Consider the following 14,793-nt stretch of genomic DNA (forward strand, 5'->3'; position numbering starts at 1 on the left):
CGTTGTGGGAAAGTCGCTATAACTGGCGTGTTGCCGGTACATCGAACTGAACCCTGTTCGGGCGCGGATGGTGGACGATGTGGCGGCCTATCCCTGGTCAAGTTATGGGCTGCAGAGCATAAAGGGGACAGATTTATTTTCCCTACTCTAATTTAAAGGAGATAAAACATACACGTTCTACTCAAGATCAAAAACTACGGGGCTACCTTCTGCGGAACTAAAGATAGGTGGAAATAATAAGAAAAATATTGCTGTAAAGATTCGTTTTGAAAATCCTTAGGGGTGTAATATGAATAGTTCCTGTCAGCATGTTTTATGTGGTTTGATGGACTTTTCAAAGAAGCTTCCAGATAATGTTGTTAAGGTAAAGAAAGGGATGGCATTTTTTGTTGAGAGATCGGCTCTATATAGTTTGAGTATTTTAAAATTGTTATTTTTTGTTAGCGTTAATTGTGGTGCGAAAAAAATATTTTTCTGCTTTTTGGTAGCCCAAAAAAATAAATTTGAGATCTCCTCGGTTTATGAGGTTGATCTGCTTGAAGTTAATTTTACTGAGATAGAGAATAGGCTGTTTTCTTTATATGAAGAGCATGTTTTAGTTGGAGAGGTAGGTAGAATAGTAGCTTTTTCAGATATGGTCTCATGGGTTCTGTATGAAGAGGTTTTAGAAGAGATAGGGGTTTTGGTTATGTTGGATGAAACGAGATCTGTATATTCGAATTTTGATTTTGGCGAGTTCGTTAGTAGAGAGTTTATGATGGAGCAGGCTGATTTGGGTTTATACCGTAAAGAGTACGTAGATAAACTTATTTCTAATTATTAACATAAAGGAAGAGTTTTTATTTTCCCTATCCTAACTTCTGAACACGGAGGCTCCAGCGCAGGCTCCGTCAAGGGGGCGACATGCCTAGGTAAGGGCGCATGGTTTAGCGAGTTATTCGCTTTGGGTTCGGCGTGGGCGCAGTCGCCGAAACTAGAGTAGTAAAAATAAATCTGTCCCTTTTTCTACTATTAACCTAGTTGTGGAAGGGGGACTTGGATTGTGATTGTTATGCGCAATTTCACTAAGGAAGAGGTAAGGAATATGACACGTAGCCAAGGATGGGACAGTCTGCCATTTTGATATGAGAGTAATCATGATCGCTAGATTAGAGACTGAGGCAGGAAGTATAGTTTTCTCTCTAAAAAGCAAAGATATGGGGAGTGATTTTTTTGGTTTTTCTGTTCATGTTTATTTGCGCGAAGATTTTCCTAAATTTTTGAGTGGGGATTTTTTTTGTGAGTTAAATTCAGCAGATATTAAAAGGTTGAAAGAATATTTTTCCTCCCATTTGGCTGGATTGAAACTGCAGCATAAAGGGGACAGATTTATTTTCCTACTCTAATTTTCTAAGCAAGGAGGCTCCAGCGCAGACGCCGTAAGGAGGCTCCGCGATGCCTAGGCAAGGGCAAGTGGTTTTACCGAATTATCCGCTTCACGTGGTCCAGCGGGGACACAATCGGCAAGTGGTATTCGCCGAGGACGAGGACTACCAACGCTACCTCTCCGACCCTCAAGACCTCGAGGATGCCTTCGGTATCAAGGTCTACGCATTTGTCTGATGACCAACCATGTCCATCTGCTCCTGGCGGCTTGCCGGCCCTACTTTCTACTGCTCCCGTCGCACAGCGCCCCAATGTACTAGTACACCGGAAACCGCCGTCTCCCGTTGAACGGGCGGGCCCCGGCCCCCTACCATTCACAGCACACCGACCCGCGCAAAGGGAGCGGGATGCCGCGTAGGCAGGCCGCCATGGAAGGAGAAGCACATATGCCGGTACTGGCTCTGAGACTCACCGCCCTGGCGGCCCTTGCGATCAGCGTGTCGGGGTGCGTCATGGAGGCCTATGGCAGTCGCGCGCGTAGCGATGCGCAGTCCTGGATCGGCTTGCCGATCCAGGACGTGATCAAGCGCTTCGGCGAGCCGGAACGCGTGACGGGGGATGCCGCCAGGCAGAAGTACGTGTGGAAGGAGTACGAAAACTATAGCCACGACTACGACTACACCTACTACGAGCAGGGTCATGGCAATACGCCCAACAGCTCGGTCCTGAACCAGAAGACCGGCACGGCCAACCAGAGCGGCTATTACACCTGTATCTACGAGTTCTTTGCCGACGCCTCGGGCAGGGTGGTCGATGCGACCGCGCGGGGTGAGTGCCGCTAGTTCCAGGCGCCCTTCACGCCGCAAAGGGCGATTGGCTCAGCCAGCCACCGCCTTGTCTCCGACGTCGCAGAGACGCCTCAGTCCAACGCGGAGGCGTCCCCTCCCCTCGCTCCGCCGTGATCGCCAGGCCGCCCTGCCTCACCCGGGTCCTGGTCCGGTCCTTGGCCTTGAAACCCGGCCGTTGCAGCCAGTAGCCGCGGAGGTTGATGCGGGGCGCCAGGCGGTTGTCGTCGCGTTCGTCCAGCGGCGCTCCGAGCTTTCCCCGGCGCCTCACAGCAGGATCAGCAGCGCTCCTACCAGCAGCCCCGCCAGGCTGAAGGGCAGCGTTTGCAGGGCCAGCCGCTTGCCGCCCACCAGCACGATCAGGCCGGCCTTGACCAGGCTGTTGCTCAGGGCGGCAAGGGCGATGCCGCGGCTGGCCACGCCTGGATCGAGTTCGCCCTGCGCCGCGCGGGCCAGGGACAGGGTGATCGCGTCGACGTCGGCGAGGCCGGAGAGCAGCGCGACCGCGTAGATGCCGGCATCGCCGAACAGCCGCCGGCCGACCTCCACCAACAGCAGGATCGCGCTCAGCAGGGCGGCGAAGCGCAGGGCCGGGAGCAGTTCGAAGGGGTTGCGCAGGCCTGGCTCGTCGGGCGCCTCCTGGCTGGCGCGGCCGCCGCGCAGGGCGTGGAACAGCGTGCCGCCAAGGTAGACGAGGGTGGTGGCGGCGAATGGCAGGGCCAGTTCCTTCAGCAAGGCCGGGTGGATCGCGCCGATCTCGACGAGGATGCGCGGGAACATCAGCGCCGAGGTCGCCAGCAGGGCGCACGCCAACAGGGCGTCGGGCATGCGCTCGCGCAGGCGCGCCAGGGTCAGGGTCATCACCGTGGAGGACACCAGGCCGCCGAGCACCGCGGTCAGCAACAGGCCCTTGCGCGAGCCGATCAGGCGGATGGCCAGGTAGGCGGAGAAACCGAGGGCGGCGATCAGCACCACCATCCACCAGGTCAGGTAGGGATTGAAGAACGCCCAGGGACCGTAGCCCTGGTTGGGCAGCACCGGCAGCAGGACCACGGAGATGAACAGCAGCTTGAGGGTGCCCGACAGTTCCTCGGCGGTCAGGCGCTTCAGCAGGGCGTGGAGCTTGTCCTTGAGGCTCAGCAGCAGGGTCAGCACGATGCCGCCGGCGGCAGCCAGCAGGCGCTGTTCGGTGAGGGCGAGGCTGCCGAGGAGGAAGGTCATCAGCAGGGCGATCTCGGTGGTCATGCCCTGGTCGCCGCCACGCCTGACGTCGCTCACGTAGCCGGCCACGGCCAGCGCCGCGAGGGCCAGCAGCAAGGCTACCCAGACCGCGCTGCCCAGTTCGCCCGCGAGCAGGGTGGCGAAGCCGCCGAGCAGGCCGGCCAGGCTGAAGGTGCGGATTCCGGCGATCTGCCGCGCATCTTCGTGGTCGCGCTCCTGCCAGCCGCGCTCGGCGCCGATCAGAAGGCCGATGGCCAGGGCCGTGCACAGGCTCAACAACAGATCCAGGGAAAGCGTCATGCTCGATTCCATTCGCCGGGAGAGAGGATGGCGACGTGCCTGTGCGCACCATAGCAGCAGACGACCCCGAGGTGCCTGCACGGTGGTACGCCGTCCGCCATGAGGCCGGCGCTGCCGCCGGTATCCATCGGGTTCTCCGCCCCGGTGTAGGCGCACGGGAGCTGGCGTAGGGAAAGTCCGCTGTTTTTCGGCCGCTGACGGTTCTCTTTCCGCGTGCTCCGACGGCCGCCAACAGTAAAAAAACCACGGCCAATCCTGATAGGCGGAGGGGCGCCTCGTTCCTAGACTGGCGGGGAAACATCAGGAGACGTCAATCATCATGCATATTCAATCATCTCAGCAGAACCCGTCTTTCGTGGCTGAGTTGAGCCAGGCCGTGGCCGGGCGCCTGGGACAGGTCGAGGCCCGCCAGGTGGCCACTCCCCGGGAGGCGCAACAACTGGCCCAGCGCCAGGAAGCACCGAAGGGCGAGGGCCTGCTCTCCCGCCTGGGGGCCGCCCTCGCGCGTCCCTTCGTGGCGATCATCGAGTGGCTGGGCAAACTGCTGGGGAGCCGTGCCCACGCCTCCACCCAGGCGCCGCTCTCCCGTCAGGACGCGCCGCCTGCCGCCAGTCTCTCGGCCGCCGAGATCAAGCAGATGATGCTGCAAAAGGCACTGCCCCTGACCTTGGGCGGACTTGGCAAGGCGAGCGAGCTGGCGACTTTGACAGCGGAGAGACTGGCGAAGGATCACACGCGCCTGGCCAGCGGCGACGGCGCCCTGCGCTCGCTGGCCACCGCCCTGGTCGGGATTCGCGATGGCAGCCGGATCGAGGCTTCCCGTACCCAGGCTGCCCGCCTGCTCGAACAGAGCGTTGGGGGGATCGCGCTGCAACAGTGGGGGACCGCGGGCGGTGCCGCCAGCCAGCATGTACTCAGCGCAAGCCCGGAGCAACTGCGCGAAATCGCCGTCCAACTGCATGCGGTAATGGACAAGGTCGCCCTGTTGCGCCACGCGGTAGAGAGCGAGGTAAAGGGCGAGCCTGTCGACAAGGCGCTGGCGGATGGCCTGGTGGAGCACTTCGGGCTGGAGGCGGAGCAGTACCTAGGCGAACACCCGGACGGGCCGTACAGCGATGCCGAGGTGATGGCGCTCGGTCTCTATACCAACGGCGAGTACCAGCACCTGAATCGTTCCCTGCGTCAGGGGCGAGAGCTGGATGCGGGCCAGGCGTTGATCGACCGGGGCATGTCTGCCGCGTTCGAAAAGAGCGGACCGGCTGAACAGGTCGTGAAGACCTTCCGCGGCACCCAGGGCAGGGATGCCTTCGAGGCGGTGAAAGAGGGCCAGGTCGGCCACGACGCCGGCTATCTCTCCACCTCCCGGGACCCCAGCGTTGCCAGGAGCTTCGCGGGCCTGGGCACGATAACCACCCTGTTCGGCAGATCCGGGATCGATGTCAGCGAGATATCGATCGAGGGCGATGAGCAGGAGATCCTCTACGACAAGGGGACCGACATGCGCGTGCTTCTCAGCGCCAAGGATGGGCAGGGTGTGACCCGTCGGGTGCTCGAAGAGGCTACGCTGGGGGAACGGAGCGGCCACGGCGAGGGACTGCTCGATGCCCTGGACCTGGCAACCGGGACGGATCGTTCAGGCAAGCCCCAGGAACAGGACCTGCGCCTGAGAATGCGCGGCCTCGACCTGGCCTGACCGGTCGACGGCAGAGACGGACACTCCCAAGGGGTGTCCGTTTTCGTTTGCGCCGTACAGCGTCGGGCGCAATGGGCGGCAAGGATGCCTGGCTGGCTGCCACCGGTGGGTGGCGGACACCGGTGCCCGGCGTCCCACCTCGATCCTGCGAACGAGACGCAGTCAGAATTCTCCGAGTATGCTTCCTGCATAACGAAACGATCGGAATAACTGTGGTAACTTTGCCGCCCACCGAGATGGCCTATTGATGGCTCATACGGTTCGTGCATCGCTTCCCGCACGATTCTTTCGGATTTCCAAGGCCGGCCGGGAGCGCCGGTTGATCGACGCATTCGTATTTCAAGGAAAGAAATCGTGGCCACCCCATTTCGCCCCTCGCCTTGGCGCGCCGCCGTGCCGCCTGGCCTTCCTCGATTTTCACTACGCCCTCTTTTCCGCACACGGGTCGGCTAGAAGCCGCTCCGCGTCGATAGCGTTTTTTTCCAGGAGAACCCCATGAGTCACAGCGCCAAGAAAACACTACTGCCGCTCCTCGCCGTTGCCACCCTGGCCGGCCTGGCGGGCTGCGCCACCGAGACCTCCACCGCGTTGCCGGTACAGCAGGTCGAGAGCGTCAACCGACCCTACAGCGGCGTGCGTTCGCCGATTGCGGTAGGCAAGTTCGACAACCGCTCCAGCTACATGCGCGGGATCTTTTCCGATGGCGTCGACCGCCTCGGCGGCCAGGCCAAGACCATTCTCATTACCCACCTGCAGCAGACCAATCGCTTCAACGTGCTGGACCGCGACAACATGAGCGAGATCCAGCAGGAAGCGGCGATCAAGGGCCAGGCCCAGCGCCTGAAGGGTGCCGACTACGTGGTGACCGGCGATGTCACCGAGTTCGGCCGCAAGGAAGTCGGCGACCGCCAGCTGTTCGGCATCCTTGGCCGCGGCAAGTCGCAGATCGCCTACGCCAAGGTGGCGCTGAACATCGTCAACATCTCTACCTCGGAGGTCGTCTATTCGACCCAGGGCGCTGGCGAGTACGCCCTGTCCAACCGCGAGGTGATCGGCTTCGGCGGCACCGCCAGCTACGACTCGACCCTCAACGGCAAGGTTCTCGACCTGGCCATGCGCGAGGCGGTGAACAAGTTGGTCAACGCGGTCGATAGCGGGGCCTGGAAGCCACAGAACCAATAATCCACTAGAAACCAGGGAATCACGGCACACATGAGCAAGACGATCACATGGACGGCGGCGCTGCTGGGGAGCATGGCGCTGGCCGGGTGCAGCGGACCGAAGACGCTGTACCAGTGGGAGGGCTACCAGGCCCAGGTCCACGAATACTTCAAGGGTGAATCCAAGGAGGCCCAGGCGCAGGCGCTGGAAGCCGACCTCGAGAAGATCCGGGCGAAGAACGGCGCGGTGCCGCCGGGCTACCACGCCCAGCTGGGGCTGCTCTATTCCAGCATCGGCAAGGACGACCAGATGGTCCGCGAGTTCGAGACCGAGAAGGCGCTGTTTCCCGAGTCGGCGACCTACATGGACTTCCTCCTGAACAACGCCCGTGGAGGTGCCCGTTGAAACTCGCCCGACTGTCCGGCCTGGTGGCCGGTTTCACCCTGCTGGCCCTGCTCGGCGGCTGCGCGCCGACCAAGAGCGTCGACTACTCGGCGTTCAAGCAGGCCAAGCCGCGCTCGATCCTGGTCCTGCCGCCGCTGAACGAGTCGCCCGACGTGAAGGCGACCTACAGCATGCTCTCGCAGGTCACCTTCCCGCTGGCCGAGGCCGGCTACTACGTGGTGCCGGTGGCGCTGGCCGACGAGACCTTCCGCCAGAACGGCCTGACCAGCGCCGGCGACGTGCACCAGGTGTCCCCGGCCAAGCTGCGCGAGATCTATGGCGCCGACGCGGCGCTGTACGTCACGGTGAGCGACTACGGCACGCGCTACATGGTGATCAGCAGCGCGACCATCGTCACCGCCAGCGCCAAGCTGGTCGACCTGCGATCCGGCACCACCCTGTGGACCGGCTCGGCGACCGCCTCCAGCGAGGAAGGCAACGGCGGCAACAACGGCGGCCTGGTGGGCATGCTGATCACCGCGGCGGTCAAGCAGATCATTAACAGTTCGGTGGAGGACGCCGGTTATCCGATCGCCGGGATGACCAGCGCGCGCCTGCTCTCGGCCGGCCAGCCGGGCGGACTGTTGTACGGCCCGCGCTCGCCGAGGTACGGCAGCGACTGAGCCGTGCGCCGGGGCTACGGGGACGTCTCCGTGGCCTCGGTGCAAGCCGCCGGGAGGGGCTTGGCCGCTGCGTTGCGCTTGGCCATGTACTGGCGGATCAGGTCGTCGAGCAACGCCCGGATGGCGCGCCGCTCGTCCAGCCGCAGGCGGCCGATGGCCTCGAACTGCAGGCGCAGGTCTTCCGGTAGCGCCTGCCGCTCGCTGCGCTCGCAGACCAGCCAGTCGAGGGGCACCGCGAAACGTCCGGCGATGGTTTGCAGCACCACCAGCGACGGGTGCCCGCCCTTGGTTTCGAAGTGCCGCAACTGGCTCACGGTGACGCCCAGTCGCTCGGCCATCTGCCGTTGGGTCAGGGCGTTCTGCTGGCGTAGGCGTAGGAGATTCTGCGCGAAGCTCATGGAAAACTCTCCAAGTCAGGGGAAATCCTTGCCACCGCCCCGGTGATGCGGGCGATGGCGGTTGTCTCCATCATCGGCGTTCGCACTCTTCGACTCTGCCCTACCGTTCCGGCGCGGGCTTGGGAAAGCTCCGGGTCGTGAGTCCGAGGTTTCCCCGCGTGCCGCCTTTTTCGATTCAGTAGAGGCTGAAGCGACGGGCTACCGTCCCGTTGGCCTGCGTCGGCGGCAGTTTGGCTCCGCGGCGAAGCGATAGGACGCGAGGGCCTTGCGCCTGGCGAGGACTAGTCCGCTTGCGCCCCCTGCGCCAGGGCGTTGCCGACGCCCACCAGCAGCGCCCGGGTCTGCGCCACGATGGCGCTGCGGTAGGCCTCGTAGCGGGCGTCGCTGATGGCGTTGTCGTTGCGCGCGCCGCCGCCGCTCGCCGGTACGCCGGTGTAGTAGTTGTTCATCACCGGGACATGGATGTGCCCGGCGGGAATCTCCAGGCGGAACGCGTCGCGCAGCACCGTGTTGCGGTAGGCGCTCTCGTTGGACAGGTAGTCGCCGCCACCGCCGTTGCGCGCGCAGATCCGTCGGTTCGGCGGGAGCACCAGGGAGGGATCGGGCATGGCGTTCATCACCCCGTTGGTCGGTACGTTTTCGGTGCGCGGGTTGGCGCAATCGGGGAAGAAGTCGTAGTTGGTGTGCCAGGTGACGTCGAAGCCTTCCGCGGCCTGGCTGGTAGCGCCCGGCGGCCGCTCGATGCCGCGCCAGGTATCGGCGGCGAGCAACTGGCGGACCGGCAGCGAGGCCTTGGAGAACTGTGCCGGCAGGTTCTGCCGCCAGCGGCTGGCGCTGTCGTAGCCGAGCCAGCGGCGCGGCGGGTTGATATTGCAGCCGGAGCCCCGCAGGGAAATCGGCGCGGTGCCGGGATTGGTCACGCTGCCCAGGGGAAGCACGTAGTTGGGCAAAGCGCTGTCGGCGGGGCAGTAGACGATGCCGTCGTTGCCGGCGGAGGAGCCGTGGAAGCGGCCGTTCCAGGCCTCCAGCCAGAACTGGTTGGCGCCGCCCTGGCTGATGGTGATGGAGGCGTCGACCCGGCGCGGGCCGGGGCGGAACCAGGGGCCCAGGGTGTCTTCCTGCATGCCGCGGTTGAACGGGTCGTAGCTGACCGGCAACAGGTAGGCCTCGATACGCAGCAGGCTGCCGTCGGCCAGCCTGAACTCGCGGCCGTCCAGCGCAAGGGCGGTGGCGCCCGAGGGGTTGCCGTTGCGCAGGCCGGTGTTCGCCGTCCCGGGAGTGCCCAGGGTGAAGACGTCGAAGCCGCTGATGATCATCCGCCGGTAGCGCGAGCCGTCGGCGGCGTAGCGGCGCGGCAGGTCGATGTCCAGCTGTCCGCGCGAGGCGCGTTCGAAGCGCCATTGCAGCGCCTGGGCCTGGGCCTTGCCGAGGTGGAAGGATGGCGCCCACTGGCGCAGGGTGCGGGTCATGTAGAGGCGCGTCCAGTAGAGCATGCGGTCATCGCTGGCCGGCAGCGCGCCGGCGGGAATGGCGCGGCGACCCTGGGCCCGGTCGACGGCGGCGCGCCACAGCGCGCGGCCCTCTTCGGTGACCAGCTTCAGTGCCTTGGCGTAGCTGGTGACCGGGGTGCGGCCGTCGGCGGCGCACAGGCGCTTGGCGAAGGCCGGTTCGAAGCCGTCGAAGCCGGCGCCCTTGACGATGCGCTCGGCCAGCGGCGTCTGGTCATGGGTGACGACGTTGGCGCCGCTGAACGGCAGCGGCGTGTCGAGCCGGCGCTCCTCGTAGGACAACGCTGCCTCGCGGTTCCAGGAGCAGGCGACGCTGGGCGGCTTGCGGGCGCCGGCGAGGTCGCCGTTGGCGGCCCAGCCGGCGCCGGGCAGCAGGGCTGCCGAGACGGCCAGGGTGAAGAGGGAGTATCGGCTTGCGTGACGGGCGTAGCGCATCGGGTGGACTCCTGTTCTTGTTCGGTTCATGGGTCGATCGGTGCGGCGGGCGGAGCGCGGGCGAGCGGCGCCCGCCGGCGGCGTGGGCCGGGACCGACGCAAGGTGCGTCGCGGGTTGCTGCGGTGGCGGACGGGAGGGCGGTGCTAGGGGGCGCGTGTCGCCGGTAGACGGAGGCGCGCGGAGGGAGGGTTGCGGGACGACGCGGAGGCGTCTGGGAAAGTCAGGTCCTTTGCCATGGATGCACCGATCGTTGTTCTTGCTGTTGTGGGGCGTCGGTGGGTGCACGGCCGGACTTCGCACCCGTGCGGCATTCTTGGAGGCGCCGGCGCGGTGCGTCCAACGAATTTATGTGGCCGCCGGGGATAGGAAAAGTTGATGGCGAACCGGTGCCGAAGCCCCCTGCCCCGGTACTTTCGCTGGCGCTGCGGCAATCCACCGCACTGGCGCGTTCGCTCGGGCTGGTCTTTGCTCTCCGGGGTCCGGCGGCTCGCCGGCGAGTCTTGCGGTGCGCCGCGAGCGGACGGGCGTTCGGTCCTTCTGCAGGCAAATGCCCTTGTTTTCGGAGAAGGACACGGATCGTTGATCGCTGTTTCGACCAAGGAGGTCAGATGAAAAGGAAGATGCTGGCGGCTTCGCTGCTGCTGTGGATGTTCTCGCTGACGGCGCAGGCGGACTGCGCGGTGCTCGGGCCGGGGGAAGATCCCTGCGCGGGCCCGGTGCTGGGACCGACCGTCTGCGAGTGCCCGTGATGACCGACTGTACCCTCGACCAGGGACAGGGAGCGTTCGATTACCAACCAGGAGGTTGCAAATGAAGAAAGTACTGTTGGCTGTGTTCCTGCTCTATGGCTTCTCTCTTACCGCCCAGGCCGCGTGCCCGGTTTTCGGCCCGTCCGAGGACCCGTGCAGCGGGCCGGTGTTCGGTCCGTCGACCTGCGAATGCCCTTGAGGTAGGTCGTCTGGCGGGCCCGGTGCAGCGGGCCCGCTTCCGGATGTATCGCTCGCTCGAAGTTGCCTTCTTTAATTCTCCATTCCCCGCGCCGCCCTACTTTTCCCGCTCGTCCATCGTCGCGTCGAACGTTGCCACGAAATCAGCGTCGATGGACAACTCTTATATTCAATAGTTGTACGATCTGAGTTTGTTGTAGTCATTTGCTTAGTTGGCTATTCATATGATTGCCGTAAAGCAATTATAAGTTTAATTGGATTAGCCTTCTAAGTCTTTGGAAAGAGCCGTGAACGACCCTGTAATATCTGGTTGTAGAGCCGCGTAATGATGTTTCAGGATATTTCATTAATTTTGTAGATTGTTGTTTTTCCTTTGTTTTTTTAAAAACAGCTACCAGATTTAGATAGATATTAATTAACTCGGCCACGTTTTTTCCTGTTCTATCATTGGCCTTCCTTGGGCGCAGGCCTGCCGAAACTGCTTATCTTCAGGTCCTCGAAAAGTTCATACATCGACCGCCTTGGGCGAAGCATTCGTACGCCGGAAATCGTCCGGCCGCACGGATGTTTTCAGCATGTTCTCTGGATGAGTTTCCCGATAAACATCAATTAGAGGAGTTTCCCTATGTGCGGTCTCGCGGGTTGGGTGGATTACACGCGCAAGCTCGACGACGAATTTCCGGCGATCTTCGCCATGACCGATACGCTCGCCTTGCGCGGGCCGGATGCCGAGGGCATCTGGAAGCACCGCAACGCCCTGCTGGGTCACCGGCGGCTGGCGGTCATCGACCTCAGCGGCGGCGTGCAGCCGATGTCCTATCGCTTTCCCACCGGCCAGGAGGTCACCCTCGTCTACACCGGCGAGGTGTACAACCACGATGCCCTGCGCGAGCGGTTGCGCCGGGCCGGACATGAGTTCCGCACCCGCAGCGATACCGAGGTGGTCCTGCACGCCTATCTGCAATGGGGCGAGCGTTGTTGCGAGTACCTGACCGGGATGTTCGCCTTCGCCGTCTTCGATGGCCGCGACGGCCACCTGCTGCTGGTGCGCGACCGCCTGGGCATCAAGCCGCTGTATTACGCGCGGCACCGCGAGGGACTGCTGTTCGGCTCGGAGATCAAGTCCATCCTGGCGCATCCGGAATTCGCCGCCAGGCTCGACGCGGTCGGCCTGGTCGACCTCCTGACGCTGTCCCGGGGCACTTCGCAGACGCCGTTCCGCGAGGTCCAGGAACTGCTGCCCGGCCACCTGCTGTCCTGGCGTCCCAATTCCCAGGCGAAGTTGCGCCGCTACTGGGAGGTGCGCCGCCAGGAGCATGCCGACGACCTGCAGAGCACCGTGCAGCGCACCCGCGAACTGGTCACCCGCGCCCTGGGGGCGCAATTGCACGCCGACGTTCCGGTGTGTTCGCTGCTATCGGGTGGGCTCGATTCGACCGCCCTGACCGGCATCGCCCAGCGCATCGCGAAGGCGGAGCACGGCGGCGACATCAATTCGTTCTCGGTGGACTTCGTCGGCCAGGCCGAGCAGTTCCGCAGCGACGACCTGCGTCCCGACCAGGACCAGCCGTTCGCCCTGCTGGCCGCGCAGTACATCGGCAGCCGTCATCGCACCGTGCTCATCGACAATGCCGAACTGGTCTGCGAACGAGCGCGCGAAGAGGTATTCCGGGCCAAGGACGTACCTTTCACCTTCGGCGACATGGATACCTCGCTGCACCTGATGTTCGGCGAGATCCGCCGGCATTCCACGGTGGCCATCTCCGGTGAAGGCGCCGACGAGCTGTTCGGTGGCTACGGCTGGTTCCGCGATCCGCAGGCGGTGGCTGCGGCGCGCTTCCCCTGGGCCTCCAGGGTGCGCCTGCCGGCCGGCTTCATCGACGCCGGTTTCAACCGCCGCTGCGATCTCCTCCAGTACCAGCAGGCCAGCTACGACGATGGGCTGCGCCAGGTCGAACACCTGGCCGGCGACAGCCCGGAGGAGCGGCGGATGCGCGAGTTCAGCCACCTGCATCTGAAGCGCTGGATGGTGCTGCTGCTCGAACGCAAGGATCGCCTGAGCATGTGCAACGGCCTGGAGGTGCGGGTGCCCTACACCGACCATGAGCTGGTGGAGTACGTCTACAACGTGCCCTGGTCGATCAAGAGCCGGGACGGCGAGGAGAAGTGGCTGCTCAAGCGGGCCTGCGCCGACTATGTCCCGGAAGCCGTGCTCAAGCGCCGCAAGAGCCCTTATCCGACTTCTGCCAACCTCGGCTACGAGCGTTTCCTGCGCGGGAGCGTGCGGCGCCTGCTGGAGGACGCGGCGAACCCGGTGTTCGGCATCGTTTCGCGAGAGTTCCTGGCCGCCGAACTGGAGCATCCGGAGGGGTACTTCAACACCCAGGTGAGCCGCCACAACCTGGAGACCGCGCTGGCGCTGGAAGGCTGGCTCAGGTTGTACGGGCTCTCCGCCTGAGCGTGACGCGGGGCGTGGCGGGTTCGGGCTGCTGTCCGGCCCGCCGGCGTCTTCAGGCGTCGGGCATTTCGCCGCGTTCGCCGAGCCCCACCGGCATGCCTTCCACGCCGGCATGGAACAGCAGGGCTTCCACCGGTTCGGCCCCGGCTATCAGGCGATGGATGATGTTCATCAGGCAACCCGCCGCCTCGCCTTCCAGCACCCGCGTGCTCTGGGCTCCGTCGCGGGTCTCCAGGCGCAGTTCGCCCTTGAGCACGTAAAGCGCGCTGGGCATCGGATGGACCTGCCAGTCCAGGCGTTCGTGGGCGGCCAGGCTCAGGCGCTGCACGGTGAGCTGCGGCTGGCCAAGGGGATAGCCGAGGTAGAGCGAGCCGTTCCAGGCGCAGCCGCTGCGCAGCAGGGTTTCGCGGTGCGGACTGGTTGCGGCCGGGAGGTCGCGGCTGGGTGGGAACACATGCACGTGGCTGGGGCGAAGGTCCATCGGGCGTCCTGCGCTTGTCGGTGTTTTTCCTCAGTCAAGCCGGCTTTCACCGCCTGCTCCACTGCCGCTTCTGCTAGGCGGCAGCGGGCCATCAACGTTCGAGGCTCGTCTGCAGGCTGCTAGGCCATGTTGCGGTGCGCCTTGCCAGTGCTTCCGGTTTCGAGAGGACATCTGTTCCCTGCCTGCACTGGTATATGCTTGAACACTGAATATTCGTCCCCTGCCCGGGGCAGGCAGGTCCGGGAAGTGGATCCTTGGAGGTACATATGTCGCGATCGCTGCGCAAATCGAAGAAACTCGTCATTCCTCCCCGTCCTCGCGATGAGGTCGTGCGCGCGCGCCCGGCCTTGGGAGAACATCAGAAGCAGGTCGAGAACGCCTTTGCCCTGGCCTTCGAACGCTACGAAAAAACCTTCGAAGAGCTGGCCAAGGTTTAAGCATGTCGCAAGACCAGCAAGGGATACGCTATCTCTCCGTTGCAGATCTCGTTCGCCTCAATGAGTTGCTCATCCTGGCCCAGACTCCGGACGAGCCGATAGGCGTCCTCAAACCGAACGAGTTGGAGTCCGCACAGCAACGGCCAGCCAACCATCGTTACTATGCTCGAACCGACGATATCATCACGCTGGCTGCGGTCTTTGCGGAAAGCTTGGCAATGAACCACTGCTTTGCCAATGGCAACAAACGCACGGCGGCGGCGGCCGCTACGGTTTTCCTCCTGCTCAATGGCATAGAGCTGACGGGGCCCGCTCAGGACTTCGTCGACATCATGGTCGCCCTCGTGACTCGTGAAGCGAGCGTTCAGGACCTGGAAGACTGGATGTTCTACTGGCACAGACCATTCGACGCTTACAACCTGCCGGACAGCGACGCTTTCGAGCGAATGGTCGCCCGCTTGGGCATTGGTTAGTCC

Annotated in this window: 16 protein-coding genes and 2 pseudogenes; 14 read left to right on the plus strand and 4 right to left on the minus strand. The window is 63.3% G+C overall.

All coding sequences use genetic code 11. The features are described 5' to 3' along the window. Positions 1-22: 22 nt before the first annotated feature. The 5 genes and pseudogenes from JHD77_RS25815 to JHD77_RS25835 form a co-directional block, all read left to right on the plus strand. Positions 23-118 (plus strand): annotated as a pseudogene (locus tag JHD77_RS25815) (transposase); the annotation flags it as partial. 171 nt (positions 119-289) lie between these two features. Then, positions 290-823 (plus strand): hypothetical protein, encoded by a 534-nt coding sequence (locus tag JHD77_RS25820; protein WP_169311240.1) that lies wholly within the window; start codon positions 290-292, stop codon positions 821-823. Between the two features lie 313 nt (positions 824-1,136). Then, positions 1,137-1,385: a hypothetical protein gene (locus tag JHD77_RS25825; protein WP_123789209.1), complete on the plus strand. Its 249-nt coding sequence runs from the start codon at positions 1,137-1,139 to the stop codon at positions 1,383-1,385. A gap of 49 nt (positions 1,386-1,434) precedes the next feature. Continuing rightward, positions 1,435-1,631 (plus strand): annotated as a pseudogene (locus tag JHD77_RS25830) (transposase); the annotation flags it as partial. Positions 1,632-1,811: 180 nt separating this feature from the next. Then, positions 1,812-2,207 (plus strand): hypothetical protein, encoded by a 396-nt coding sequence (locus JHD77_RS25835; RefSeq protein WP_003083536.1) that lies wholly within the window; start codon positions 1,812-1,814, stop codon positions 2,205-2,207. A gap of 270 nt (positions 2,208-2,477) precedes the next feature. On the opposite strand, the gene JHD77_RS25840 is transcribed toward JHD77_RS25835, so the two are convergent. Further along, positions 2,478-3,887 (minus strand): MgtC/SapB family protein, encoded by a 1,410-nt coding sequence (locus tag JHD77_RS25840; protein WP_073647740.1) that lies wholly within the window; start codon positions 3,885-3,887, stop codon positions 2,478-2,480. A gap of 163 nt (positions 3,888-4,050) precedes the next feature. Here JHD77_RS25840 and exoT point away from each other — a divergent pair, with 163 nt between their 5' ends. From exoT to JHD77_RS25860, 4 genes are all read left to right on the plus strand, one after another. Next, complete coding sequence (exoT, locus tag JHD77_RS25845; RefSeq protein ID WP_003118491.1) at positions 4,051-5,424, plus strand: T3SS effector bifunctional cytotoxin exoenzyme T; 1,374 nt, start codon at positions 4,051-4,053, stop codon at positions 5,422-5,424. Positions 5,425-5,919: 495 nt separating this feature from the next. Continuing rightward, positions 5,920-6,606 (plus strand): CsgG/HfaB family protein, encoded by a 687-nt coding sequence (locus JHD77_RS25850; protein WP_003104306.1) that lies wholly within the window; start codon positions 5,920-5,922, stop codon positions 6,604-6,606. Between the two features lie 30 nt (positions 6,607-6,636). After that, complete coding sequence (locus JHD77_RS25855) at positions 6,637-6,990, plus strand: DUF4810 domain-containing protein (RefSeq protein WP_003083569.1); 354 nt, start codon at positions 6,637-6,639, stop codon at positions 6,988-6,990. Next, positions 6,987-7,652, plus strand: coding sequence for a DUF799 domain-containing protein (locus tag JHD77_RS25860; protein WP_003083573.1), 666 nt, complete (start codon positions 6,987-6,989; stop codon positions 7,650-7,652). Before JHD77_RS25855 ends, JHD77_RS25860 begins: the two co-directional genes overlap by 4 nt. Before the next feature lie 14 nt (positions 7,653-7,666). Here the strand turns inward: JHD77_RS25860 and JHD77_RS25865 are convergent, their stop codons facing one another. Both JHD77_RS25865 and JHD77_RS25870 read right to left on the minus strand, forming a co-directional pair. Further along, a complete protein-coding gene (locus tag JHD77_RS25865) occupies positions 7,667-8,050 on the minus strand; it encodes a helix-turn-helix domain-containing protein (RefSeq protein WP_003118492.1) in 384 nt (127 codons plus the stop codon). Positions 8,051-8,331: 281 nt separating this feature from the next. Continuing rightward, a complete protein-coding gene (locus JHD77_RS25870) occupies positions 8,332-9,993 on the minus strand; it encodes a hypothetical protein (protein ID WP_003114581.1) in 1,662 nt (553 codons plus the stop codon). A gap of 609 nt (positions 9,994-10,602) precedes the next feature. On the opposite strand from JHD77_RS25870, the gene JHD77_RS25875 reads away from it, so the two are divergent. The 3 genes from JHD77_RS25875 (at position 10,603) to asnB (ending at position 13,399) form a co-directional block, all read left to right on the plus strand. Then, entirely contained in the window at positions 10,603-10,743 is a 141-nt protein-coding gene (locus JHD77_RS25875) for a PA0050 family protein (protein ID WP_003083582.1), read from the plus strand. Between the two features lie 61 nt (positions 10,744-10,804). Next, complete coding sequence (locus JHD77_RS25880) at positions 10,805-10,942, plus strand: PA0050 family protein (RefSeq protein ID WP_031755845.1); 138 nt, start codon at positions 10,805-10,807, stop codon at positions 10,940-10,942. Positions 10,943-11,566: 624 nt separating this feature from the next. Further along, a complete protein-coding gene (gene asnB, locus JHD77_RS25885; protein WP_012613433.1) occupies positions 11,567-13,399 on the plus strand; it encodes an asparagine synthase (glutamine-hydrolyzing) in 1,833 nt (610 codons plus the stop codon). Positions 13,400-13,451: 52 nt separating this feature from the next. Here the strand turns inward: asnB and JHD77_RS25890 are convergent, their stop codons facing one another. Then, positions 13,452-13,880: a cupin domain-containing protein gene (locus JHD77_RS25890; protein ID WP_003083588.1), complete on the minus strand. Its 429-nt coding sequence runs from the start codon at positions 13,878-13,880 to the stop codon at positions 13,452-13,454. A 266-nt stretch (positions 13,881-14,146) separates the two neighbouring features. Between JHD77_RS25890 and JHD77_RS25895 the strand changes: the two genes are divergently transcribed. Both JHD77_RS25895 and JHD77_RS25900 read left to right on the plus strand, forming a co-directional pair. Continuing rightward, positions 14,147-14,317, plus strand: coding sequence for a hypothetical protein (locus JHD77_RS25895; RefSeq protein ID WP_003111525.1), 171 nt, complete (start codon positions 14,147-14,149; stop codon positions 14,315-14,317). Positions 14,318-14,319: 2 nt separating this feature from the next. Continuing rightward, the gene (locus JHD77_RS25900; RefSeq protein WP_003111524.1) at positions 14,320-14,790 is read left to right on the plus strand and encodes a type II toxin-antitoxin system death-on-curing family toxin; all 471 of its coding nucleotides are present in this window, start codon (positions 14,320-14,322) and stop codon (positions 14,788-14,790) included. Positions 14,791-14,793 lie beyond the last annotated feature (3 nt).

It is taken from the genome of Pseudomonas sp. P20 (assembly GCF_016463925.1).
Taxonomy (GTDB): domain Bacteria; phylum Pseudomonadota; class Gammaproteobacteria; order Pseudomonadales; family Pseudomonadaceae; genus Pseudomonas; species Pseudomonas aeruginosa.